Genomic DNA, 23519 nt, shown 5'->3' with positions numbered 1-23519 from the left:
GTCGAAAAGGAGGGTCCCCACCGTGGATCACAGCGCCGCTCACCTGCCCGCTGACGACCACCTGGAGACCCATGCCTACCGATTCCGCAATCACTCTGATCGACCTCGACTTCGCCTGGCCGGACGGGACGGTGGCGCTGCGCGGCCTTGACGCCACGCTGTCGACCGGCCGAACCGGCCTGATCGGCGCCAACGGCAGCGGCAAGTCAACGCTGCTGCGGCTGATCGCCGGTGACCTCGTGCCCACCGGCGGCCGGATCATCACCGGCGGCGACGTCGCCTACCTGCCGCAGACTTTGACGTTGGACACCACGCTGTCGATCGCCGACGTGCTGGGTGTCGGTGCCAAGCTGACCGCACTGCGCGCGATTGAATCCGGCAGTGCGACCGAGCGGGATTTCGAGGTGATCGGCGAGGACTGGGACGTCGCGGACCGCGCCGCGGACGCGCTGCGCGTCATCGGCCTGACACCCGCGGACTTGGACCGGACAGTCGGGCAGGTATCCGGCGGGGAGGCGATGCTGTTGGGGATCAGCGCCCTTCGGCTGGAGCCGGCCGCGATCACTCTGCTCGACGAACCGACCAACAACCTCGACCGTGAGGCCCGGGCCCGGTTGTTCGACGTGATCGACGACTGGCCTGCAACGCTGGTGATCGTCAGTCACGATGTGGCACTGCTGAATCGGATGGACCACACCGCCGAGCTGCACAACCACCGGCTGACGTCGTTCGGCGGTCCCTATCGCGAATGGCGCGCCCATTTGGAGAATGAGCAAGCCGCGGCGGCACAGGCGGTGTCGGCCGCCGAGCAGATGGTGCGGGTACAGAAGCGACAGCGCGCGGCTGCCGAGACCAAGTTGGCTCACCGCAATCGCAAGGCACAGAAGGATTACGCCAACAAACGCGCACCGAAGATCGTGATGAACAACTGGGCCTCGTCCGCGCAGGTGTCAGCGGGCAAGCTGCGGGCCGGACTCGACGACAAGGCAGCCGAGGCCGCGGACGCGTTGCAGGCGGCCGAGGCCAGACTGCGCAGTGACGAGCACATTCGCGTCGACCTGCCCGACCCCGGTGTACCGGCCAGTCGCAGGCTCGCCGAATTACCCGGCGTGCGTGGACCATTGGTGGTGATGGGTCCCGAGCGCGTCGCGGTGGTCGGGCGCAACGGCATCGGTAAGACGCGGCTTCTGGAGGGTCTGATCGCCGGCACCACGGGCCGATTGCTGACCGACCGCGTGGGCTATCTGCCGCAGCGTATCGACGGCCTGGACGATACGGCCAGTGTCCTGGACAACGTGCGCGCCACCGCACCGGACGCCGACTCCGCCCTGGTGCGCACCCGCCTCGCGCGGTTCCTGCTACGGGGTGACGCGGTGTACCGGCCGGTGGCCACCCTGTCCGGCGGTGAACGGTTTCGGGTGGCGCTTGCGCGGCTGCTGCTGGCCGAGCCGCCGCCGCAGCTGATCGTGCTGGACGAACCGACGAACAATCTCGACTTGGCCAGCGTCGACCAGCTGGTCGACGCGCTGCGGGCCTATCGTGGTGCGCTGATCGTGGTCAGCCACGACGACGAGTTCCTGGCCCGGCTGGATCTGGATCGGACCTTCTCGATGCGGCAGCCCGGCGTCGTGGACGTGGCGGGTTAGGGTCAGACCATGGCACACCTGCGTGCGGGCTGGTTCGTCGTGCTGTGTGCGGCGATACTGGCCGTCAGCGCCTGGCTGCCGTGGTTGACGACCTCGGTCAAGGGCGGTGGCCGCGCCAGCGCGATCGGTGGCACTGTCGGCAGTATCGTGCTGCCGCCGCGCTTCGGGGCCGGCCAGTTGATCGTGCTGCTGGCGTCGGCCCTGATCGTCACCGGTGCGATGGTGGCGCGCAACCTGTCCCCGCGCCTGGCCGCCGCGGCGGCGCTGGTGATCTCGGTGCTGCTCGGTGTGCTGACCTACTGGTACTACCACCTCAACGTCGGCGGATCGGTGTCGGTCGGGTACGGCTTCTACATCGGGGCGGTGTGTGCGGGTGGCGCGCTTCTCTCGTCGGTGTGGGCGTTGATCACCGCCCTGGCGCGCCGCAGATGAGCCGATTCGTCGAACCGGTGACTTTGACCGGCGCGCAATGGGTTTCCCTCGAACCGCTGCACGACTCTCACATCCCCGAACTCGCCGCTGCCGCGGCCGACGGTTCGCTGGGGGAGTTGTGGTTCACCAGTGCGCCGTCGCCGGAGACCGCCGCGGCGTGGGTGAGCCGGATGCAGACCATGCAGGCCTCCGACGACGGTGTCACCTATGTGATCCGGCGGCGGACGGACGGTGTGGTGGTCGGCTCCTCGAGTTTGTTCCATGTCGACGCCGCCAACCGCCGGCTCGAGATCGGCCACACCTGGTACTCGGCATCGGCGCGGCGCACCGGAGTCAACACCGAGACCAAGTTGGTCATGCTCTCGCACGCGTTCGACCAACTCGGTTGCGTCGCTGTCGAATTCCGCACCCACTTCTTCAATCGCGGGAGCCGGGCGGCGATCGAACGCCTCGGCGCCAAGCTCGACGGTGTGCTGCGCAGCCATCAGCTGCTCGCCGACGGGTCTCGCCGCGACACCGTGGTGTACTCCATTCTCGACATCGAATGGCCGGCGGTACGCAACAATTTGACCTTCCAGCTCAGGCGACATTCCTGACGGAGGGTGCTGTGGAGAGATTGATTCAGGCACTGACGGCGTCGATGGACCCGGCGTCGCTGGTCGGGCGCGTCTCCGAGCAGGTGTGTGCGTTCGTGCCGAACGCCGACGGGGCGGCCGTGACGTTACTTCGCGGCTCCGACAACGCCTACGTCACCGTCTCGGCACACGGTCTGGTCGCGGCCGCCACGGGTTTCGTGGTGCCCGCCGATAGCAGCTTCCAGGGACTCGCGGCGCGGGAACGACGTCCGAAGCTGTCCCACGACGGAATGACCGACGAGCGACTGTCGGCACGTGTTCGCGCGGTGAACAAGCAGTGGGACAGCCGGTCCTGGGCGGTGATTCCGCTGATGTACCACGGCGACCCGATCGGTTCGCTGCTGTTGGCGGCGTCGGCAGCGGGTGCGTTCACCGACGCGGATCTCGACGCGCTGCTGGCCATCAGCGAGTTCGTCTCCGCGTTGGTCGGCGCCCAGCTGCAACTCTCAGCGCTGCTGACCCAGGTGATGACCGACGGCGATGACCGAGGACGGCGCGCACTCACCGCGCGGTTCATCGCCTCGGTGATGGTGCCGGAAGCCGCCGAAACCGAGGGCCTGCAGGAACGATTGGACGCCCTGCTGGCGCAGCCGGACGCGCTGAGGGCGGTCTTCCAGCCCATCGTGCGTCTGGACAACCGGACCACGGTGGCCTACGAGGGCTTGATGCGTTTCCCCGCCTCATCGGGCGTGACACCGATTCAATGGTTCAGCGCGGCCCGTCGGCTCGGCCGCGGTGTCGACCTCGAATATGCCGCGCTTCGTACGGTTTTGAGCGAGGCGAGTCCGATCCCCGGTGATTGTCCCGTGTCGGTCAACCTGAGTCCGAGCGCGGTGCTGGAGCCGGCGATCCAGGACATGTTGGCTGCGCAGGACCGTGCGTTGGTCGTAGAAATCACCGAGCACGAACCGTTTCCCGCTGACCTCGTGCTCGGGTTGAAGTCGTTGCGGGATCGCGGTGTATCGGTCGCGGTGGACGATGCCGGCTCGGGCTATGCCAACTTCACTCAGCTGCTGAGGCTCCGTCCGGAGATGATCAAGATCGACGGCGAGTTGATCGCCGCCATCGACGACGATCCCGTCGCCCGTGCGATGGCGACCGCACTGAAATCGTTGGCCTCGGAGCTGAAGGCGAAGACGGTCGCCGAAGCCGTCGAGACACCCAGCCAGCTACAGACTCTCATCGGTCTCGGCATCGAATACGGTCAGGGCTTCTATCTCGGACCGCCCTCCGATGCAGTCGACCTTATTCGTCAATTGTGAAGTAGGAGAGTCGATCTCGGCACAGCCGTCATGTACGGCCGACCTGCAACCGGACAAGGACATGGTCACCGTCGTCGATGCCTTCGGGCCGGCGTAGTGCCACCTTCAGCGGCACCAGATACACGCCCTCTTTCGGCATCAGCGATGTCGTCACCTCGGTGCCGCCGATGCGCACCCGCGCCGGGATGACACCCCAGCCGTAGGTCAGTTCGCCGAGGTGGGCGTGCAGAAAGTCATCGACATGCGCTGGCGTCTCGACGAAGAAGTACGGCGCCGGACCACGCCATTGGAAAACCTCGGCCTCGAACTCCCAGTCCACGCCGATCACGCTAAAGCCGCGCGCCGGGCCGCGCACACCGAATCGTGAGCCGAACGTCCGGCCCGGCCAGCAGGCCAAGCCGGACGTTCGGCGCTCGTTGGGCTCAGCCCGCTTCGACGGTCGTCGCCTCGATGGGCTTGCTCTCGCTAGAACGGGTGACTTCAATGCGGCGCGGCTTGGCGCGCTCGGCCAGCGGGATCGTCACCGTCAGCACACCGTTCTCGTAGGTGGCCGAGATCTTGCCGGTGTCAATACCTTCGCCGAGTGCCAGCTGGCGCCGGTAGGTGCCGAAGAACCTCTCACTGGTCAACCACTGCACCGAATCCTCGGAACGGGCCGAGCGGTGCGCCGTGAGCGTCAGGGTCCCGTTGTCGACGTTGACGTCGATCGAACCGGGATCCACGCCGGGAAGGTCGGCGGTCAGCACGTAGTGGTCGTCGACCTTGTACAGGTCCATCGGCATGAATCGGGGGCTGCGATCGGTTCCGGTTTGGCTGGTCAGCAATCCCCGGGCCATGGCATCAAGGTCATTGAACGGATCGAAGCGAAGCACAGTACTCACCTCCTGCATCGCTGAACGCAAGCCCACCACCCTGGCGGGCAGCTTTACTGTGCATCGCCAGATTAGCACTCGAAGGGAGAGAGTGCTAACACTTTTCGACGAGATTTTTTCGGCCCCCGGTAGGCTGGGCCGGGCTTTCGAAGGGGTGACATTGCGCAAGGTGACTTCAGTCGTGTCGGCCGCTCTGGCGGTCGCACTGACGGTGACGATCACAAGTTGTTCGGACGACAAGAAGAAGCCCGACGCCGCCAAGTGCGACTCGGTGTCATTGCCGATGACCGACATCCCCACCCGGACCGACCAGGAGCCGAGGTTGCGACTGCCGCAGCCGCAGGGCTGGGAGCGGACCACGAAACTGGACTCCGAGTCCATCCGGTACGCCATCCGCAATCCGGGGCTCACCGATGAGGGATTCACGCCCAATGCCGTCGTCACCCTGCAGAAGGTCAGCACCGACGTGGGCCATGCGCAGGCGATCCTCGACGCCCAGAACCAACAATTGCAGGCACGGCTGAAGGTCAAGGACCTCAAGACCACCCCGGCGCAGGTATGTGGGTCGACGGCCCAGACCACCTCCTACACCGCGCCGGCGATGGGCAAGATCCCGGCCCGCAGCGCCACCTCGCTCGCGGTGGTCTACCAAGACGGCGACATCAACTACGTCAGCACGTTGACGGTGCAGACGATCAAGCCCGACAACCCCACCTACGCAACCGATTCGGCGGCGATCCTCAAGGGATTCCAGATACTTCCGCCTAAATAGCGACGGTGCTGACCTCGGCGCCGCTCAGCCGCTCGGTGCAGCGGTCGCAGGCCAGTTCGCCGGTGAAACCCGAACCGCACTCGTGGTGGGTCATCACCACGGCCGGCCCCTCGGGGGCCTGGAACCACCACTGCGCCCACTGCAGCGCGGCGATCAGCACCGGGAAAAACGCGAGCCCCTTCTCGGTCAACAGGTAGGCGGCCCGCTCGGGCCCAGACCGTTCCGCCGGCGCAGTGGTGAACACGCCGAGGCTGCAGAACGTCTGGAGCCGCTCGGCCAGCAGGCTAGGCGGGGCGCCGAGCTGGGTCTGAAAGTCGGTGAAGCGGGTGGTGCCCAGGAACGCCGCCACCAGAAGAGCTGCGGCCCAACGGTTGCCGAACACGCTCATGGTTTCCGGGAACAACCCGGCACCCCGCGCCGCGCTTTCGGGATCCGATCGGCGTCGCGTGGACGCGGCAGGCGCCGACCGCGACCAGTCTCCGCTCGGCCCCAGGCGCAGCCCCACCTCGGATCCGGTGACCACGGCCTGACAGGTGTTGCAGCGCAATAACGGTGCGAAATGCGATCCGCACGCCATGTGACGCATCGCCGGTAGCGAGGCCCGATGGTCGGTGACCCAGTTGCGTTCCCACTCCCAGATCGACAACAGCGCCGGCCACAGTGAGCGGCCGCGGTCGGTGATCAGATACTCGGTGCGCGCCCGGGTGGAGGTGTGCACCTTGCGGGTGAGCAGGCCGTCGCCGACCAGCGTCCGTAGCCGGCTTGTGAGAACGGAGTTCGAGATCGGCAGCCGCGACATGAACTGGCTGTAGCGGCTGGCGCCCAGCAGTGCCTGCTGGACGATCAGCAGGTTCCATTCGTCGCCGAGTAGGCCGAGCATCCGGCCGATGGCATTGGGACTGTCAGGGGCCAAGACGGTGGGCGTCTCGGCGGAATGCAGATCGGTCACTACAGTCCGATCGCCTCGGCGGCCGAGTCCGCGGTATGCCAGCGGCGCAGTGATTCTCCCGCGACCCAGGTGGAGTGGGTGCCGCTGGAAATCCGTTCCGGGAGTTGAAGTTTGCACACCGGCCCGTCGCCCAGCCGGGCGGCGTCGAACACCAGGCAGTACGACGCGTCGGCGCCCATATCGGTGGTCAGCGTGACCAGGTAGCCGTCGTCCTCCGCCTGACTGCCGACGCGGGGCGCCATGGCCGTCTCGCTGCCGTAGACCCCGTCGCCGAAGGAGTAGCGCTCCTCGCTGCCGGTGCGCACGTCGTGGCGGACCAGCCCGTCGAACAGAAACCAGCCCGGCTTGCCGGTGGCCGCCCAGGTGTACCGGTACGGCTCACCGAGGTGACCGGTGTTGATCATCCCGAACTCGGTGATGCTGTCCGACAACGGTTCTTCGGTGAGTCCGCCGGTGCGCAGGTTGAGCCGCCAGCGGTGCAACCGGGCCTGCATCCGGTCGAGCGCGAGGAACCGGAACGCCCGCTGCCACTTGGTGCCGGTGCCGTTGTCTTGTGGTTCGGGGTCGCCCTGGAAGAAACCGTCCAGCACGACTTCGTCGCCGTCCTCGTAGGCGTTGACGAAGTGCAGCACGAACGTCGGGTCGGCCTCGAACCACTGGATCGCCTCCGTGGTGCCCCGCCGGGGCAGCACCGCGAACCGCGACGGCATGTCCCGATGGAACCGGGCCATGTGCACGTCGCGCTCCAGCAGTTCGGGATCCCAGAACAGCGGGAAGTCGTTGAGGATCACGTAGTTTCGGGTGAACGCCATATCGTGCGGCAGTCGCGGGCCGGGCAGGGGAACGTCGACGTAGTGGACCAGATCGTTGTTCGCGTCCACCACCCCGTAGTGCATGTAGGGCGCGTTCTTGGAGTAGTTGAAGAACAACATCTCGTCGGTGCGTTCGTCGACCTTCGGATGCGCCGAGACACCCCAGTCGCCCGGGAAGTTGCCGCCCCACGTCTCCTTGCCGAGCGTCTCGGCGGAGTACGGGTCGACGCGGTAGAGGTCGCCGCACTGGTAGAAGCTCGTCAATGCGGTGCCCCGGTGCACCACCACGTCGGTGCTCGAGGCGTCCTTCATCAGCGTGCGCGCGCCCCAGCCGTAGTCGACCTTCGCCAGCGACAGCGGCTCGGCCAGGCCCGGCCACAGCGGGCCGCCGGCCGCGTTCTCCGCCTCGAACCCGTCAGTGCGGACGAAACGGTTGCGGTAGAACGCTTTTCCGTCACGGAAACCCACGATATGCAGCATGCCGTCACCGTCGAACGGGTGATACGCCTTCAGTGCCGGGTGAAGCGGGTTCTCGGTGTTGCGCAGATACACCCCATCGAGGTCGGTGGGGATCTCTCCGTCGACGACGGTGAGGTCGTCAGCGCGCCACTCGGTGGTCTGCGGTCGCCAGGGGCCGGTGCGGTAGGGGTGGTCGTCGTCCTCGGGCAGCGTTGAGAGGAACTTGCCGACGATCTCAGTGTCCATCGTCTGCCGATCTGATCACGAAACTGACTGTGGTCGCAGTGCTTCCGCCGAAGTTCAGTGTGCCGAACCGGCGGGCACCGCCGACTTGGTAGTCCCCGGCGAGGTCACTCACCTGTTTCGCGGCGTCGAGCATCATGCGGATGCCCGATGCGCCCACCGGGTGGCCGCCGCCGATGAGACCACCGCTCGGGTTGATCGGCAACCGACCGCCGATCTCGATCTCCCCGTTCTCGATCGCCTTCCACGACTCGCCCGGACCGGTCAGGCCGATATGGTCGATGGCGAGGTACTCGCTCGGGGTGAAGCAGTCGTGCACCTCGATGCCGTCGAGATCATCGAGTCCGATCCCGGCCCGGCCGAGCGCGTCGTGCACGGCGGCCCGAACATGGGGCAGCACATAAAGATTCGCCGCGTCGCGGTCAAGCTTCTGCCGCAGGCCCAACCCGACTGTGCGGTGACCCCAGCCTTCGATCAGCCCGATCGGGCGCACGCCCGGATGATCACGCAGAAACTCGTCGTTGACCAGAACGACGCCCGCGCCGCCGTCGGTCATCTGGCTGCAGTCATACCGGCGGATCCGGCCTTCGGTCGGCGGGTTGACGGCGTCGTCGCTGCCGTGCGCGATTAGATCCGGCACCACCCAGTCCCGCGTCTGCGCGTTGGGGTTGCGTTTGGCGTTGGCGAAGTTCAGGGCCGCGATCGCATGCAGGTGCGCATCGTCGATACCGAAGCGGCGGTCGTACTCGTCGGCGACTTCGGCGAACATCGACGGCCACAGGTATGTCGCGTCGGCGCCCTCATGCCCGGTCCACGCCGCGGCCCCGAGGTGGGCGGCCGCCGTATCGCCCGGCACCGTCTTCTCCAGTTCCACGCCGACGACGAGTGCGGTGCGGTAATTGCCCGCCCGCAGATCGGCCATCGCAGCCAGTGCGGCAACACTGCCCGAGGCGCAGGCCGCTTCGTGGCGGGTGGCGGGGGTGTCCCACAGACCGTCGTGGACGGTGGCGGGCATCGCGCCGAGGTGGCCTTGACGGGCGAACATCTCACCGAAAGCGTTCGCCACGTGCACGACGTCGATGTCGGCCGCGTCGATCATCGACTCAGCGAGGGTCAGGTCGACGACCTCACCGGTCAGCGCCGCGAAATCGCGGTCTTCGCGAGTGAGGTTGCGGGCGAAGTCAGTCTGATAGCCACCGAGGATCCAGACATTTCTCGCCATTGCGCCGAAGTTACTACAGCTAAAAGAGCGACGGGTCGGATTCGGCGGAGCCGTCACAATCAGGGGCGGCCCCGTCGGCTCGCGGTCTGAACCGACAGGACCTCAGCGGGCGTGGGTGTCGACCACCGCGCCCGCTTGCGCCCAGCATTGCCCCACTCATTGATTAACAAACGTTTTCATTGCCCGGGCGCGTGCGACGATTTGGTCACGGTGGGGCACACTTGCTGGATGTCTTCGCCCACCCACGATCTGGCGCTGCGGATGGCCGAGCTGGCCAGGGCCACTGCGTCGCCCCGCAGTGTCGACGACGTGCTGGCCGGTGTGACCGCCGCGGCGACGGAAATGATCCCCGGCACCGACACCTGCGGCGTGCTGTTGATCGGCAAAGGCGGCAAGTACGAGTCGATGTTCGGGACGTCGGAGCTGATCTACAAGATCGACGCGCTGCAGGAAGAATGCGGGGAGGGCCCGTGCATCCAGGCGGCGATCGACGAGCTGATCGTGCGCACCGACGACTTCACCACCGAGCGGCGCTGGCCCAAGTACAGCGCCGCGGTCACCGAACTGGGCGTGCGCAGCGGCTTGTCGTTCAAGCTGTACACCGGTGACACGACCGCCGGTGCGCTGAACCTGTTCGGTCTGAAGCCCCACGCCTTCGACGGCGAGTCTGAGGTGATCGGATCGGTGCTTGCCGCGCACGCGGCGGCGGCGATCCTGGCGAGCCGTCACAGTGAGCAACTGGAATCCGCGCTGAACTCTCGGGACGTCATCGGTCAGGCCAAAGGCGTGATCATGGAGCGGTTCAACGTCGATGCCATGCGCGCGTTCGACATGTTGCGTGAACTGTCCCAGACCTCCAACACCAGGCTGATCGACATCGCCAACCGGGTGATCGAAACCCGGGGTACCTAGCCGCCGCGAAGGGCACGGAACCACCGGTATCGTGGGTCCGAAGTTTTCAGTGCTCGTGGGGGTCGCTCGATGGTGAGGGATGCGCTCAAGCGTTGGTGGCAGCAATCCACTCATTACGAATGGTTGAGCGGCTACCTGGCCGCTCGAGGCATGCGTGGTGCTGCGCGTGCCCTCATGGCGTTTCTAGCCGCATCGTTCGTCGCGTGTCTCCTGGCGTTGCTCGCCTCTGCTGACGGGCCCGTTGGAACGTTGCCGGTGGTCATGACCTGGCTTGCCATCGCAGGCGGGGTCGGCGGGGCTGCGTTGTTCATCGTGAAGTGGCCAAGCCGGCGTGAGTCACTGGCATTCGCGTTGGTCACCAATGCCTCGGTGGCGCTGGCGTGCCTGGCGTATCCCGCCCCGCTGCCCGCGGTGATCGGCTGCATCGCTTTCGCGACGATCGGCGCCTACATCGCGTTCATGCACACCACGGCGCTGGTCTTGTACAACTTCGCCGTCGCGGCAGCGGTGGTGAGCAGTGGCGCCGTGCGGATGGCCGCCGCCGGACATCCGGCCCTGGCCGCCGTCGACTGGTGGCTGATCATCCAGATCAACATCGCGTTGCCACTGGCCATCCAATTCCTGGTCCGCGCACTCAGGACGGATCTGCTGCGTGCCGAACGCGACCCGCTGACCGGGTTGCTCAACAGGCGGACGTTCCGCCGCCAGGCGTCCCGGCTCATCAAGCTCGGCAGGGAAGTCGACGACGCACATCTGGTGGTGGCGCTGATCGACCTCGACAAGTTCAAGTTGGTCAACGACCGGTACGGTCACGCCGCCGGCGATACGGCGTTGGTTCATGTGGCGCGCGCCCTGGAACGCGCTGCCGGCACCAATGCGGTCGTCGCGCGCAGCGGCGGCGAGGAGTTCGTGGTGGCGGTCGCGTCGCCCAGCGCCGACTGCCACGAACTGGCCGAACGGATATGCAGGTCTATCGGGGAGTCGCCCGCTGGCGTCACCGCCAGTGTCGGAACCACTGCGGTCCGGTTGTCCGACACCGACGGCGACTACAAGGCGCTCGTCGACCGGCTCGTCGACACCGCCGACTGGGCGATGTACCGCGCCAAGCGCGCCGGCGGCAACGGATGCCGCCACCAGGACACCGACCCCATCGACCGGCGCCCACCGGATCTCGGTGAAGACGCCAACCAGTCGATCGCCTAGCGCTTCGCGTTGTCGATGAAGCGCTTCAGGGCGGCGTGGTCCTTGAAGCCGTCGGGGCCTTTGGTGCCGGAGTTGACGTCGACGCCGTAAGGCCGCACCTGCCGGATCGCTTCGCCGACGTTGTCCGGGTGCAGGCCGCCGGCCAGAACCACCGGGACCGCCAGCCGTTCGACGATCTGCCGGCTGATCGACCAGTCGTGGGTTCGGCCGGTGCCGCCGACCTGGTCGGTCGCGACATTGACCGTATCGAGGACGATCGCATCGACAGTGCCGGCGTATTGCCGTGCGGCGTCGATTGATTGGTGGTCGACGACGTGAATTGCCTTGAACGTCTTGATCGATGGCAGGCGGCTCTTGACCTCCGCGGCCTGGGCCGGTGAGGTCTGGCCGTGCAACTGGATCGCGGTCACGCCGACCGACCTCGCGAGCGCGACGATCTCGTCCGGTTCGGCGAGGTGGGTGACCAACACCGACGTGACGGGCAGCGGCAGTGCGGCGACGATCGCGGCCGCATCTGACGCGGCGAGGAAATCGGGGGAGTGGTGCTGCTGACCGACGAGAACGCCGACCGCGTCAGCGCCGCAGGAGACGGCGGCCAGTGCGTCCTCGAGCCGCCGGATACCGCAGATCTTCACATAGGTCATGGGTCAATTCCGTCGCATCGACCAATCGTGGCGATGGTGAACGTCGTGCGATCCTGACACGAGGCGCACAGGTGAGCGAGGATTTGTCATGTCTGAAGAGAACGAAGATCTGGTCAGCGTCCGCTACGTCGTCGACGACGTCCAGGCCGCAATCGACTTCTACACCGGCCACTTCGGCTTCGTCGTGCGGTCGGCGCATCTACCGGCCTTCGCCGACGTCACGCGCGGGCGGCTGCGGCTCCTTCTGTCGGGTCCGCAGAGTTCCGGTGCCCGCGCCACTCCGGCAGATGCAGATTCGGCGGGCAGGAACCGTATCCATCTGATCGTCGAGGATCTCGACGCCGAGATCGCCCGCTTGCAGGCCGCTGGGGTGGTGCCGCGCAGCGAGGTGATCAGTGGTCCCGGCGGACGCCAGGTATTGGTCGCCGACCCGGCCGGAAATCTGGTTGAGTTGTTCACGCCCGCGCCGCCCGCATAGGTGCCGGCAGGTCCACAAAAAAGTGCCCCCGGCAGTGTGGTGTTTCAGGACATCGGAATGGGGTGTCTCAAGACATCGGAATAGGTGGTGGGCCAGTTTCGGCTGGTGTCGAAGGCTCGGTTGGTCATCACCGCGGTGCTTGTTGAGGGCCGCTCACAGTCGCAGGTCGCCCGGGATTACGGGGTATCGCAGGGCTGGATCTCCCGGCTCATCGCCCGCTACACCGAAGAAGGCGAGGCAGCGTTCAAACCTCGCTCACGCCGGCCCCACAGCAGCCCCACCCGACTACCGCAGGCCACCATCGATCTGATCATCGAATTGCGCGCCACCCTGGCCGGCAAAGGCCTCGACAACGGTCCGCACACCATCGCCTGGCACCTACAACACCACCACCAACTGATCGTGTCGGCAGCCTCGATCAGCCGACACCTCCACGCCGCCGGCCTGGTCGAACCCAACCCGCGTAAACGACCCAAGACTTCCTACATCCGCTTCGCCGCCGAACAACCCAACGAACGCTGGCAAGCCGACTTCACCCACTGGTGGCTCACCGATGGCACCCACACCGAGATCCTGTGCTGGATCGACGACCACTCCCGCTACGCCCTATCCGTGACCGCCCACCGCCGCGTCACCGGGCCCATCGTCCTCGACGAATTCCGCAAAGCCGTTGCCCGCCATGGCATCCCATACTCAACACTGACCGACAACGGCATGGTGTTCACCACCCGCCTCGCCGGCGGCAAAGGCGGACGCAACCACTTCGAAGCCGAGCTGCGCCACCTGCAAGTCCGCCAAATCAACTCCACCCCCAACCACCCCACCACCTGCGGGAAAGTCGAGCGCTTCCACCAAACCCTCAAAAAAGCACTCACCAAGCAACCACCCGCGGCCAGCATCACCGAGCTGCAAACCCAGATCGACGCCTTCGTCGACGAGTACAACCACCGCCGCCCACACCGATCACTACCCCACCGGGCCACCCCCGCCACCATCTACACCAGCCGACCCAAAGCCAACCCAGCAAGCCGCATCGACACCCACAACCGCGTGCGCACCGACCGCGTCGACCAAGCCGGGTCAGTCACCCTGCGCGTCAACGGCCGCCTGCACCACATCGGCATCGGACGCCACCACTACCGAACCCGCGTCCTGATCCTGGCCCAAGACCACCACATCACCGTCATCAACGCCGCCACCGGAGAAGTACTGCGCGACCTCATCCTCGACCCCACCAGGGACTACCAACCCACCGGAGCCCCCAAAGGCCCCAAACGGAAAAAGCCCTGAACCCAAAGCAGGCTCAGAGCTATTCCGATGTCTCGAGACATCACAAAAGTGCCCCCGGCAGGATTCGAACCTGCGACACCGGCTTTAGGAGAGCCGTGCTCTATCCCCTGAGCTACGGGGGCGCAACGGCTGGCAGCTTACCGCGTGACGGGCACAGAGCGACCAGCGCGCAGTGGCCCTGCGCCGGCGCAGCCGCGGGATAGTCGTGCCGGACCCAGGCGACGATACGACGCATCATGACCGTCGCCGCCCTGCCAGTAGTGCACCCCACTCATAGCGGGCGACGGCCGTCGCATTGCTGTCGACCTCGGCTTCCACGCCTTGGGCCAACCGGATCAGCGCCTGCGCCACCCGCCGGATGTCCAGGCGATGGCGCCGCGACACCCGGTCGATCTCTCCGAATGCAGCGTCCACCGTGCATCTCTTCAAACCCACGAGAACGCCCTCGGCGCACTGTTGCACCTTCGCGTCGTCGTAGCCGTCGTGCTCCGTCAAGAAGCCTTGTAAAACTGTCATGCTCGTTGCCTCCCGTATCAAAGGCGATTGCCACGCCCGCGGGATCGCAAACCCTTAGCGCAGCTCCTCGATGACCTTGGCGAAGTACTCGGCGTGGTAGTCCTGCACGGTGAAGTAGGTGATCCCGTATTCGTCGCGGCGCGCGCGCAGGGTGTCGGCGATATCCCGCGGCGTGCCGGTGAGAACCGTCGGCAGGGCCAGCAGCTGCTCCTCGGTGGCGTCCGGGGCGTAGCCGCGGGTCAAGGCGAGATCCGGGATGCCCGACGAATCCGTCGGCACACCGGTGATCGCAATGTTCAGTTCGAGATCGGCGAACCGGTCACCTGCTGCGCTCCGCACGAACTCGATGCGCTCGGCCAGTGGGTCATGGCCGGGGTACTGCGGCACCCCGCCTCCGGTGAGGCCGATGATGTCGGCGTGCTGGGCGGCGATCCGCAGCACCCGGTCGCCGTTGCCGGCGATCAGAATCGGGATCGTCGGCGCCGTCTGCTTGAGGTACTGCGTGGTGTGCCGGAGGTGGTCGACCCGCTCGCCGGCGCTCGGGTACGGCATCTCGGCGGCCTCGAACTCCTCACGCACATAGCCGGTACCGAGCCCGAGATCGAGCCGGCCCTCACTCAGCACATCGACGGCGACGGCGTCGCGCGCGAGCAGCGCGGGTTTGTAGAACGCCGCGTTGATCACGAACGTGCCGACCCGCATCGTCTTCGCGGCCTCGGCGGCGGCCACCATGGTGGGGAACGGCGCCGGCACCCCGAACCGGCCGAGATGGTCCGGCACGTGCAGGACGTCGAACCCCAGATCTTCGAAGCGGCGCACCGTCTCGCGCAGCCGCTGTGCCGACTTGACCGACCGCACACCGATGCCGAAGCGAAAGTCTTTGCCCATCTGTCGGATGCTAGGTCCGGGCGCCCCGCGATCGACAGTGTCGGTCCCGCTATGTGGCACGGCTGACCTTTGGGTTTGACCCCACCCCGGCGTGGGCATCTCGTGGACCGTGAAACCGCCCAGCGTCGGCGTGGAGGAGGAATTCCTCCTCGTCGATCCCGCCACCGGGGAACCGGTCGCCCTCAACACCGAGGTCGCCAAGTATGCCGCCGAGCGCGGGGTGGACCTGCAGCTCGAACTGACCTCGTGTCAGGTCGAGACCACCTCTGATGTGGCGCAGACGAGTTCGCAACTGCGCCAACAGCTCATCGAGCTGCGGCGGGTGGCGGCCGAATCCGCCGAGAAGGCTGGCGCGCGGCTGTTGGCCGTCGGCCTGCCGCCCACGGTGCCGCGCAGCTTCCCGATCACCGACAAGCCGCGCTATCGCGAGATCGCCGACCGGTTCGGGATGATCGCCCACGAGCAGGGCATCTGCGGATGCCACGTCCACGTCGAGGTGCCCGACAGGGAGGCGGCCATCGCCGTCAGCAACTGGTTGCGGCCGTGGCTGCCGATCCTGTTGGCGTTGACCGCCAACTCCGCGATCTATCGCAACGCCGACAGCGGCCACGCCAGTTGGCGCAGTGTGCTGTGGGGACGCTGGCCCAGCGCCGGTCCGCCGCCACACCTCGACTCGGTTGAGCACTACGACTCGATCGTCGCGCTGATGAACGACGCCGGTGCCATGCTCGACGAAGGCATGGTCTATTGGGATGTCCGCCCTTCCAAGAAGTTCCCGACGGTGGAGATCCGGGTCGCCGACGTGCCGGCCACCGCGGCCGAGACCGTCTTGCTGGCGACGTTGGCCCGCGCGGCGGTGATGACCGCGCTGGCCGCCGAGCGCGGCGGCCACCAGGCGCCCAAGGTCGACGACCACATCGTGCGAGCCGCGTATTGGAAAGCCGCCCACGACGGGTTGGACGGCCAGATGATCGACGTCATCGAGGGGTGGGCGACCGCGCCGACGTCACGGGTGCTGGGCGAGTGGCTGGGGCTGCTGCAGCCGGCGCTGGACGAACTCGGCGACAGCGAGTGGGTCCATGCCGAAGTGGGCCGGCTGCTGCGGGATGGCAACGGCGCCATGCGACAACGAGCCGCCTGGCGTGAACGCCACCAGATCGCCGACGTCATCGCCGTCGCCGCCAAGGCGACGACAGAGACGGCCTGACTCAGGCCAGCGGCAGTTCGGCGACGACGGCGCCGGTCGGCTGGGTCGAGCCCGTCCCGGGTTCGACGGTGAACTTCAGCGCCTTCGAGTCACCGAGGTCCGGCAGCACCGCTGTCGTCGACGGCGTCACCGCGCTGTCGTCCATCGTTCCGGCCGACGTGGCGCCGCTGTTGTCGACCAGCCACATCTGATACACGGTGCCCGGGGCCGGTTTTGGCACATCGTTCATCACCAGCACGCCTGCGTTCGTCTCGCGGGAAAACACCAGCGTCGCGGTGCCACCACCGGGAATCGCGCCGGAGACGGTGTGAACGTCCTTGGCGGCGAACACCTGCTGCGCGGTCGACACCTTCGCCGGCTCGGGCCGCAGCGCAATACCGACACCGACCGCGCCCAGACCGATCACCAGCGCAGCCGCCACCGCCAACACCGCACCCCGCCAGCCGCGGCCCGTCGAAACAGGCTGCGCTGCAGGGAGACTGCGCACGTTGTCGGCGGCCACCGCGGACAGCAGCCGCTCACGCAGATCGGCAGGCGGCTCGCTCGCGCTCACGGACGAGACCACGGCCATGGTCTCGCGGACGGCCCGCACCTCGTCGTAGAAGGCGTCGGCGTCCGGGCGGGCCAGGGTGGCCAGCCGGTCCTCGATCTCACCGCGCTCAGCGTCGGACACCGCATGCAGCGCATACGGCACAGCAAGTTCCAGCAGATCGCTGTTGTGTGGTTCAGTCATCGCACACCCAAACAATTACGCAAGCCGCGGAGCGCGTCGCGCATCCGCGACTTCACGGTAGCCAGGTTGGCGGCCAGTCGCTCCGACACCTGTACGTAGGTCATTCCTTGGTAATAGGCGAGTTCGATGCACTCGCGCTGCACTTCGGTGAGCCCGTCCAGACAGGCGGCCACCTGTCGTCGTTCGTCCTCGGTGATCACCGCGTCGGCGACGTGATCCGACGGCGGCTCAACGCTCGCCGCGCCATAGCGGGACTCGCGCTGGGTGGCGGCCTGCTCGGAGCGCACCCGATCCACGGCACGGCGGTGCGCCAGGGTGAGCAGCCAGGCCACCGCGCTGCCCGAGGCGGGGTCGTAGCTTTCGGCCGTCCGCCACACCTGCAGGTAGACGTCCTGAGTGGTCTCTTCGCTGTAGCCCTGGTCCCGCAGGACTCGAGTGACCAGGCCGTACACCCGCGAACGGGTGGCGTCGTAAAAAGAGGCGAAGGCGTCTGCATCGCGCTGAGCGACCCGGCGCAGCAGCGCGTCGAGTTCAGCGGCCGCGGTCGTCAACGCCGCCATCCAAGTGTTGCTGGCATCGTGGCGTAGCCTAACGGCCCCTGTGGCCGCACATGTCACGATGGCATCCACGAACATTTCTGTGCGCTCCAACCGGGGCGAATGGCCACCGTCTGCGGCGGCCGTTCCGGCAGCTCGGCCGGGCGCGGCATCGGCGGCACACCCCGCAGTCGCAACACGAATTCATGGACCCGCATGCTCAACGCGGTCATCTGCGGAGCCAGCGGAGCCGTCACCTGTAGCCGCAGAACCTGTCCGGCCGTCGCGGGCCGTCGAGTGCCGCGCACGGTGGCGACCAGAGCGGTCTCGTGGTCGCGGACCAGCGACATGCGCAGATCCAGTTCGTCGTCGGGCCGCGGGGCACGGATCACGAACTGGCCTGCCGTTCCGCCGAACGGCGTCGAGTATTCGCCCGGCGGCAGCAGGTAGGCGTGCCGCCGGCCGCCGTGCTGCATCTCGGCGAGCACACACCGCAGGACACCGGCGGCGTCGTGACACCAGAACAGGCTCAGCGGGTTGCACGTCCGGCCCAGCACGCGCGGCACCAGCAGCGCGGTGATCCGGCCGCCCGGCAGGTGGACGCCATGGTCGGCCAGTACCGCGTCGACTCGCTGGCGCAAAGTGTCGTCGGGGGCGCCGTGGAAGTGGTCTTCGGCTTTGAACCGGGCGAACGGCTGCAGCCAGCGGGGGAGGCGGGGCAGGTCGTCGATGTCGACGTACCAGCTGTAGCTGCAGCGCTCGGTGTGGTGGCGCACCGGTGACCTGCGTAACTGCGTGATGCGGGTCCGGTACAGCGCGGTCGTCGGGCGGCGGGTGCTTGTCGGTTCCACATCCGTTATTCGGAGCGGCCCCGCGCGTGGATGGGTGGTAGTCGAGCTTCGGCGGCTACACCGGCCAGGAGTGCGCGGCCGCGGCCAAGCCCTGCACCAATGCCGAGGTGGCCGGCGAGAGGCCGTCGTCGTTCGGCGGCTGACTCCGTGGGCTGATGCCTCGCACCCGGGTCGGCAACTCCAGCTGGGTGCCGCCGCCGCGCATCCGGTTGACCGGGTTGTCGGGATGCAGGCCGCGCAGCTCGGCCGGGATGGCCTCGAGGTCGGTGACGACCCGGTAACCGGGCAGCTCGAGATGGCCGGCGACGTGGGCGGCGAGTTCCCGGTTGCGGCCGCCGGCCAGCAGCTCGGTGCTGCGGCCGATGCGGCCGTATCCGTGCAGTGACACCGCCACCTCGACGTGGTCGAGAAACGCCGCGAGTTGTTCGGATTCGGCGCTGAGATAGCGCGCCGAGGGCAGGTGGTGCGGATAGTCCTTGGGATGGCGCAGCAGATACAGCGACGCGCCCGCGGCGTCGGCGGCCCGTTCGGCGATGACGTCGGTCATCTGCTCCAGACCGCCGCCGTGGATGGCCAGGAACCCGAACCGCGAGCGCAGCCGGCTCACCTCGACAACCGACGGATCGGTAAGCAACTCTGAAAGAGTCTGCGGCCCAGAGGAATTCGAAGCCAAGGATCGCGGCCAGTGCGCCGGGTCCCACCGGCGCAGGAAGTCGACCCAGCGCTGCGGCAGGCCGTGGTGCAGGGCGCCGTCGATGATGCGTTCCAGATAACCGGGGCGGGGCGGACCGGGTTCGGTGCGGTGATCGATGTACACCCAGGCCGGGGCGGGCCCGTCGGCGGTGTGCACGGTCAGCCGGTCGCGGCGGTAGCGCACCGGCACCCCCTCGGCACTGTCCAGGGTGGCCAGGTCGTGGTCGCTCAGCGACCACAGCACCCCGTGAACGGTGCTGCCCGCGAAGGGCTCGACGGTGGCCACCCCGCGCTCGTTGATCAGCCAGTCATGATCGGCCAGCGTCGCCGGCCGCGGGTCGGCGGCCTCGGGGCAACGCCGGGCCATCTGCTGCACGCAGAGGTTGGACCCGTAGGCGAAGTACGGGTGACGCATCTCAGTGCGCGAGAGTCAGATAGATCAGGACCACGTTCAGCAGCGTAATGACCGCGGCCACCGCCCAGCCGAATGCCGTGGTCAGCCGGCTGTTGACGTCGGAGCCCATCAGCTCGGAGTTACTCGTCAGACGCACCAGCGGTACGAGCGCGAACGGAATCCCGAACGACAGCACCACCTGCGAGATGACCAGCGCACGGCTGGGGTCGACGCCGACGCCCAGCACCACCAGCGCCGGGATCAGCGTGACGAGCCGGCGCATCAGCAGCGGGAAGGTCTTGTGCAGCAGACCCTGCATGATCATCGCCCCGGCGTACGCCCCGACCGACGTCGACGCCAGGCCCGAGGCCAGCAGTCCGATCGCGAAAAGTAGTGCGACCGTAGGACCCAACGCGTCGCGGACGGCGGCGTGGGCCGCCTCGATCGAGTCGGTGTCGTCACGGCCCTGCAGGTTCGTCGCGGCGATCAGCAGCATCGACATGTTGACCGCACCCGCCACCAGCATGGCGATGCTGACGTCCCACCGCGTGATCCGCAGCAGCCGGGCGCGTGGCGCGCCCGCCTCGGGGTGTCCGTGCCGGTCGCGGGCCAGGCCGGAATGCAGGTAGACCGCGTGCGGCATCACGGTCGCGCCGAGCATCGCCGTGGCCAGCAGAACACTCTCCGGGCCGTCGAATCGGGGCAGGAGGCCGCCCAGCACGTCGGCGGCGGGCGGTGTCCGGACGAAGAGGCTGGACAGGAAGCCGATCGCGATGACCATCAGCAGACCGGTGATGACGCGCTCGAACACCCGCTGCCCCCGGCGATCCTGCACGGCCAGCAGCACCAGCGACACCACTCCGGTGATCACCCCGCCGAGCAGGAACGGCAGTCCGAACAGCAGCCGCAGCGCGAGGGCGCCGCCGACCACCTCGGCCAGATCGGTGGCGATCGCGACCATCTCAGCCTGCAGCCAATACCCGATCCGGGTCGGGGTGCGGGTGTTGTCCCGCACGGCCTCGGGCAGTGTCCGTCCGGTGACCAGGCCCAGCTTGGCCGACAGGTATTGGACCAGCCCGGCCATCACGTTGGCCATGACGATCACCCACACCAGCAGGAACCCGAACTGCGCGCCGGCACTGATGTTGGCCGCGACGTTGCCAGGGTCGACGTAGGCGATTGCCGCCACAAAGGCGGGACCGAGCAGATATAAGCCCGCGCTACGGCCGCGCGTCACCTGTGCCAATCCCCGAGCCTTCTATCCGGTACCTCAAACTCGAAAGTGAGGGTAGCCGAAAAAGCCCGTCAGAAACCGATGAAGATTCCGCCGAGTCCGATGCCGACGCCACCCCAGCCCCAGCCGGCCAGCGGGTTCTGCAGGGCCGGGTTGGGCGACGTGGTGATCTGCGAATGCCCGGGGGTTTCGCAGATCGTCGTGCTCGGGCCGGGGTTGGTGCACTGTGCCGGGCGGGCGACCGCCGGGGCGGCCAGCATCACGCTCGCAACCGCAATCAGGACAGGAGTGCCAAGAACAATCTTGGTCCGCATGGTGGCCTCCTTCGTGGCCGTACTTCTTTGGTCAGCGGCCTCCGCCGCCGTGGCCGCCGCCACCACCGCCGGCTGCGGGGCCGGGGCCGCCGAAAATCAGTGCGGGACCGTAGAATTCGTCGCCCCAGGGGTAGGCGAAATCCTCCGGAACTTCCGGGGTGGAGTTGAGCTGGACGTTGCCCGGGGTCGCGCATTCGGTGGTCTGGCCACCGATGACCGTGCTGCCTCCGGTGTCGACGCAGTTGGGAATCGTCGGGTTGATCAAGGTCGTGTCAGCGGACGCGGCCGGCGCCAGGACACCGGCAACCGCACCGGCGGCGATGACGATCGGAAAGACGTAGCGGAGCCTTTGCCGCATGCACATTCCCTTCCTGGCAGTTCCCTACTAGGGAGCGTACAGCCCTTTGCCGGTGACGAGCGGCAAGTCGATTGTGGTGCAGATGCCTGCCGGCGCCGCCACCACCGACGGGATCGCGTTGACGAGACGCATCGCGGTGGCCACCAACCCGGCGTGGTTGTGGTCGCCGTTGGGCGAGCCCAGGCACACATCCACGGCATAGGACGGTTCGCCGGTGATCTCGATGCGGTAGTTGCCGCCGGGCTGGGCTGGCTGCGGCCATTCCGGAAACAGGTCTTCGCGTAAGCGGGTGACATGCTCGAGCACGATCGCCGGCGCGCCGCCGACCAAGCCGATCACCTCGAAGCGCAGTCCCGCGGCGGTGCCCTTGGCGATGGTGCCCGCGGCGATCTCGATGTCCTCGGGCGCGGGCTCACGCACGTACATGTCTTCGATGCCGTCGAGTTCGACACCGAGGCCGGCCGCGATCTGGCGGATCACCGAGCCCCAGGCCAGGCTCAGTACGCCGGGCTGCAGCAGCATCGGGATGTCGTCGAGCGGCTTGCCGAAGCCCATCACGTCGAACATCACTGTGGCGCTGTCGTAGGTGGCGTAGTCGAGGATCTCCATGCAGCGGATCTGCTCGATGCTCTGGCAGGTGCCTGCCAGCGCCAGCGGCAGCAGGTCGTTGGCGAATCCGGGATCGATGCCGTTGACGAAGAGGCTCGAATTGCCTTGCTGGGCAGCATCTTCCAGCGGCTTGATCATCTCGTCGGGAATCACCTCCCACGGCCACTGCAGGAACACCGGGCCGCTGCCCACCACATTGACCCCGGCGGCCAGGATGCGCCGGTAGTCCTCGAGCGCCTCGGGCAGGCGGTTGTCGGCCAGTGCGTTGTAGACGACAGCGTCCGGTTTGGCCGAGAGAATCGCGTCGAGATCGGTGGTGGCCTCGACGCCGGTGGCATCGGAGAGCCCGGCCAGCTCGGCGGCGTCCTTGCCCGCCTTGGAATCCGAGGAGACCCAGACACCGGTCAGCTCGAACGCCGGGTTGGTGATCAACGCCTTGAGCGCGTGGACACCGACATTGCCGGTGCCGACTTGTGCGACGCGGATGGTCATGGCGCTCCTTACAGGTCCGGGATCGGGAGGTCGAGGTTCGGGACGATGAGGCCGCCGTCGACCTCGATCATCTTGCCGGTGAGGTAGCTGGCGGCGGGCGACGCGAGATAGACCGCTGCCGCGGCGATGTCGAGCGGATCGCCGAGTCGCTTCATCGGCGTCGCCTTCTCCATCGGGTCGCGCAGCGCGTCGTTGGAGGCGACGATCTCCAGGGCCGAGGTGAGGATGGACCCGGGCGCGATCGCATTCACGCGAATCTTGGGGGACAGGTCCAGTGCGGTCAGCCGGGTGTAGTGCGCGAGCGCCGCCTTGGCGGTGCTGTAGGCGGCGAATCCGCGGCCGGCCAGCCGGCCCATCGTCGAGGTGATGTTGATGATGTTGCCGCCGCCGGAGTGCTCGATCATCAGCGGTACGGCGGCCAACGTGAGGGCATGCGCGGTCAGGACGTTGAAGGTGAAGGCGTCCTTCATATCCTTGACGCTGGTGTTGAGCAGCGCGTTGGGCATGGTGCCGCCGACGTTGTTGACGACGATGTCGAGCTTGCCGAACGCCTCGACGGCCTTGCCTGCCAACTCGGCCGTGGTCTCCGGATGGGCGAGGTCGCCGACGACGATGTGGGCGCGACGGCCCACCGCCTCGATCTGCTTGGCGACCGACTCCAGCTCGGACTGGGTGCGCGATCCGATGACGACGTCGGCGCCGACTTCGGCGAAAGCGACCGCGATCGCCGCGCCGAGGCCGCGGCCGGCGCCGGTGACCACTGCAACTTGACCATCAAGTCTGAACTTGTCGAGTATCACGTGTCTCTCTTCCGTTGTCGGCGAACACCGTAACAAGACCGCTGCGGTTGATGACGCTCATTT

Annotated in this window: 27 protein-coding genes and 1 tRNA gene; 10 read left to right on the top strand and 18 right to left on the bottom strand. The window is 67.2% G+C overall.

Annotation, left to right across the window (positions count from 1 at the left end; translation table 11 throughout):
• The first annotated feature begins 71 nt into the window (after positions 1 to 71).
• From K0O64_RS24055 to K0O64_RS24040, 4 genes are read left to right on the top strand one after another with little or no spacing between them, the layout of a single operon-like run.
• Positions 72 to 1646 (top strand): ABC-F family ATP-binding cassette domain-containing protein, encoded by a 1575-nt coding sequence (locus K0O64_RS24055; RefSeq protein WP_096312218.1) that lies wholly within the window; start codon positions 72 to 74, stop codon positions 1644 to 1646.
• Between the two features lie 9 nt (positions 1647 to 1655).
• On the top strand, positions 1656 to 2078 hold the full coding sequence (locus tag K0O64_RS24050) for a hypothetical protein (RefSeq protein WP_096312217.1): 423 nt from the start codon (positions 1656 to 1658) through the stop codon (positions 2076 to 2078).
• The gene (locus K0O64_RS24045; RefSeq protein ID WP_096312216.1) at positions 2075 to 2674 is read left to right on the top strand and encodes a GNAT family N-acetyltransferase; all 600 of its coding nucleotides are present in this window, start codon (positions 2075 to 2077) and stop codon (positions 2672 to 2674) included. The genes K0O64_RS24050 and K0O64_RS24045 overlap by 4 nt, the downstream gene beginning before the upstream one ends.
• A gap of 11 nt (positions 2675 to 2685) precedes the next feature.
• Positions 2686 to 3975: a sensor domain-containing phosphodiesterase gene (locus K0O64_RS24040; protein WP_164520134.1), complete on the top strand. Its 1290-nt coding sequence runs from the start codon at positions 2686 to 2688 to the stop codon at positions 3973 to 3975.
• 28 nt (positions 3976 to 4003) lie between these two features.
• On the opposite strand, the gene K0O64_RS24035 is transcribed toward K0O64_RS24040, so the two are convergent.
• Both K0O64_RS24035 and K0O64_RS24030 read right to left on the bottom strand, forming a co-directional pair.
• Positions 4004 to 4294 carry a DUF1905 domain-containing protein gene (locus K0O64_RS24035; protein WP_071950324.1) on the bottom strand — a complete coding sequence of 97 codons (291 nt, stop codon included), beginning with the start codon at positions 4292 to 4294 and terminating at the stop codon, positions 4004 to 4006.
• 103 nt (positions 4295 to 4397) lie between these two features.
• Positions 4398 to 4847, bottom strand: coding sequence for an Hsp20/alpha crystallin family protein (locus K0O64_RS24030; protein ID WP_096312999.1), 450 nt, complete (start codon positions 4845 to 4847; stop codon positions 4398 to 4400).
• 169 nt (positions 4848 to 5016) lie between these two features.
• On the opposite strand from K0O64_RS24030, the gene K0O64_RS24025 reads away from it, so the two are divergent.
• A complete protein-coding gene (locus K0O64_RS24025) occupies positions 5017 to 5619 on the top strand; it encodes an LpqN/LpqT family lipoprotein (RefSeq protein WP_164520133.1) in 603 nt (200 codons plus the stop codon).
• On the opposite strand, the gene K0O64_RS24020 is transcribed toward K0O64_RS24025, so the two are convergent.
• The 3 genes from K0O64_RS24020 to K0O64_RS24010 form a co-directional block, all read right to left on the bottom strand.
• Positions 5612 to 6499, bottom strand: coding sequence for a winged helix-turn-helix transcriptional regulator (locus tag K0O64_RS24020; RefSeq protein WP_164520234.1), 888 nt, complete (start codon positions 6497 to 6499; stop codon positions 5612 to 5614). The two genes, K0O64_RS24025 and K0O64_RS24020, sit on opposite strands and share 8 nt — an antisense overlap.
• A 68-nt stretch (positions 6500 to 6567) precedes the next feature.
• The gene (locus tag K0O64_RS24015) at positions 6568 to 8085 is read right to left on the bottom strand and encodes a carotenoid oxygenase family protein (protein WP_096312212.1); all 1518 of its coding nucleotides are present in this window, start codon (positions 8083 to 8085) and stop codon (positions 6568 to 6570) included.
• On the bottom strand, positions 8075 to 9304 hold the full coding sequence (locus K0O64_RS24010; protein ID WP_096312211.1) for an acetyl-CoA acetyltransferase: 1230 nt from the start codon (positions 9302 to 9304) through the stop codon (positions 8075 to 8077). Before K0O64_RS24010 ends, K0O64_RS24015 begins: the two co-directional genes overlap by 11 nt.
• 228 nt (positions 9305 to 9532) lie before the next feature.
• Between K0O64_RS24010 and K0O64_RS24005 the strand changes: the two genes are divergently transcribed.
• Both K0O64_RS24005 and K0O64_RS24000 read left to right on the top strand, forming a co-directional pair.
• Positions 9533 to 10216 carry a GAF and ANTAR domain-containing protein gene (locus K0O64_RS24005; RefSeq protein ID WP_096312210.1) on the top strand — a complete coding sequence of 228 codons (684 nt, stop codon included), beginning with the start codon at positions 9533 to 9535 and terminating at the stop codon, positions 10214 to 10216.
• Positions 10217 to 10477: 261 nt separating this feature from the next.
• Positions 10478 to 11419, top strand: a complete 942-nt coding sequence (locus K0O64_RS24000) for a GGDEF domain-containing protein (RefSeq protein WP_344791959.1) — start codon at positions 10478 to 10480, stop codon at positions 11417 to 11419.
• Here the strand turns inward: K0O64_RS24000 and K0O64_RS23995 are convergent.
• A complete protein-coding gene (locus K0O64_RS23995; RefSeq protein WP_096312209.1) occupies positions 11416 to 12063 on the bottom strand; it encodes a phosphoribosylanthranilate isomerase in 648 nt (215 codons plus the stop codon). The genes K0O64_RS24000 and K0O64_RS23995 overlap by 4 nt on opposite strands.
• A gap of 88 nt (positions 12064 to 12151) precedes the next feature.
• On the opposite strand from K0O64_RS23995, the gene K0O64_RS23990 reads away from it, so the two are divergent.
• Positions 12152 to 12541 carry a VOC family protein gene (locus K0O64_RS23990; RefSeq protein ID WP_096312208.1) on the top strand — a complete coding sequence of 130 codons (390 nt, stop codon included), beginning with the start codon at positions 12152 to 12154 and terminating at the stop codon, positions 12539 to 12541.
• A 105-nt stretch (positions 12542 to 12646) separates the two neighbouring features.
• Positions 12647 to 13831, top strand: a complete 1185-nt coding sequence (locus tag K0O64_RS23985) for an IS481 family transposase (protein ID WP_096312749.1) — start codon at positions 12647 to 12649, stop codon at positions 13829 to 13831.
• 49 nt (positions 13832 to 13880) lie between these two features.
• Here the strand turns inward: K0O64_RS23985 and K0O64_RS23980 are convergent.
• The 3 genes from K0O64_RS23980 to K0O64_RS23970 form a co-directional block, all read right to left on the bottom strand.
• Positions 13881 to 13953 (bottom strand) — tRNA-Arg (locus K0O64_RS23980).
• A 112-nt stretch (positions 13954 to 14065) separates the two neighbouring features.
• On the bottom strand, positions 14066 to 14347 hold the full coding sequence (locus K0O64_RS23975; RefSeq protein ID WP_096312207.1) for an ANTAR domain-containing protein: 282 nt from the start codon (positions 14345 to 14347) through the stop codon (positions 14066 to 14068).
• 54 nt (positions 14348 to 14401) lie between these two features.
• The gene (locus K0O64_RS23970) at positions 14402 to 15235 is read right to left on the bottom strand and encodes an LLM class F420-dependent oxidoreductase (RefSeq protein ID WP_220045808.1); all 834 of its coding nucleotides are present in this window, start codon (positions 15233 to 15235) and stop codon (positions 14402 to 14404) included.
• A gap of 109 nt (positions 15236 to 15344) precedes the next feature.
• On the opposite strand from K0O64_RS23970, the gene K0O64_RS23965 reads away from it, so the two are divergent.
• Positions 15345 to 16442: a glutamate--cysteine ligase 2 gene (locus K0O64_RS23965; RefSeq protein ID WP_096312997.1), complete on the top strand. Its 1098-nt coding sequence runs from the start codon at positions 15345 to 15347 to the stop codon at positions 16440 to 16442.
• Position 16443: 1 nt separating this feature from the next.
• On the opposite strand, the gene K0O64_RS23960 is transcribed toward K0O64_RS23965, so the two are convergent.
• The 9 genes from K0O64_RS23960 to K0O64_RS23920 are packed head-to-tail and all read right to left on the bottom strand — an operon-like array spanning position 16444 to position 23456.
• Positions 16444 to 17175 carry an anti-sigma factor gene (locus tag K0O64_RS23960; protein ID WP_096312205.1) on the bottom strand — a complete coding sequence of 244 codons (732 nt, stop codon included), beginning with the start codon at positions 17173 to 17175 and terminating at the stop codon, positions 16444 to 16446.
• Positions 17172 to 17735, bottom strand: coding sequence for a sigma-70 family RNA polymerase sigma factor (locus tag K0O64_RS23955; protein ID WP_096312204.1), 564 nt, complete (start codon positions 17733 to 17735; stop codon positions 17172 to 17174). The genes K0O64_RS23960 and K0O64_RS23955 overlap by 4 nt, the downstream gene beginning before the upstream one ends.
• 53 nt (positions 17736 to 17788) lie before the next feature.
• Complete coding sequence (locus K0O64_RS23950; RefSeq protein ID WP_083542845.1) at positions 17789 to 18571, bottom strand: DUF1365 family protein; 783 nt, start codon at positions 18569 to 18571, stop codon at positions 17789 to 17791.
• Between the two features lie 46 nt (positions 18572 to 18617).
• Positions 18618 to 19670 carry a poly-gamma-glutamate hydrolase family protein gene (locus tag K0O64_RS23945; RefSeq protein WP_071949351.1) on the bottom strand — a complete coding sequence of 351 codons (1053 nt, stop codon included), beginning with the start codon at positions 19668 to 19670 and terminating at the stop codon, positions 18618 to 18620.
• 1 nt (position 19671) lies between these two features.
• A complete protein-coding gene (locus K0O64_RS23940; RefSeq protein ID WP_071949352.1) occupies positions 19672 to 20895 on the bottom strand; it encodes an Nramp family divalent metal transporter in 1224 nt (407 codons plus the stop codon).
• A 59-nt stretch (positions 20896 to 20954) separates the two neighbouring features.
• The gene (locus K0O64_RS23935; protein ID WP_071950328.1) at positions 20955 to 21197 is read right to left on the bottom strand and encodes a hypothetical protein; all 243 of its coding nucleotides are present in this window, start codon (positions 21195 to 21197) and stop codon (positions 20955 to 20957) included.
• 31 nt (positions 21198 to 21228) lie between these two features.
• Entirely contained in the window at positions 21229 to 21555 is a 327-nt protein-coding gene (locus tag K0O64_RS23930; protein WP_071949353.1) for a hypothetical protein, read from the bottom strand.
• 27 nt (positions 21556 to 21582) lie between these two features.
• The gene (locus tag K0O64_RS23925; protein WP_071949354.1) at positions 21583 to 22656 is read right to left on the bottom strand and encodes an NAD(P)H-dependent amine dehydrogenase family protein; all 1074 of its coding nucleotides are present in this window, start codon (positions 22654 to 22656) and stop codon (positions 21583 to 21585) included.
• A gap of 8 nt (positions 22657 to 22664) precedes the next feature.
• The gene (locus K0O64_RS23920; protein ID WP_071949355.1) at positions 22665 to 23456 is read right to left on the bottom strand and encodes an SDR family oxidoreductase; all 792 of its coding nucleotides are present in this window, start codon (positions 23454 to 23456) and stop codon (positions 22665 to 22667) included.
• Positions 23457 to 23519 lie beyond the last annotated feature (63 nt).

The organism is Mycolicibacterium pallens, assembly GCF_019456675.1.
GTDB lineage: Bacteria > Actinomycetota > Actinomycetes > Mycobacteriales > Mycobacteriaceae > Mycobacterium > Mycobacterium crocinum.
Note: the sequence above shows the minus strand (reverse complement) of the source record. Positions and strands in the feature narration are given on the sequence as shown.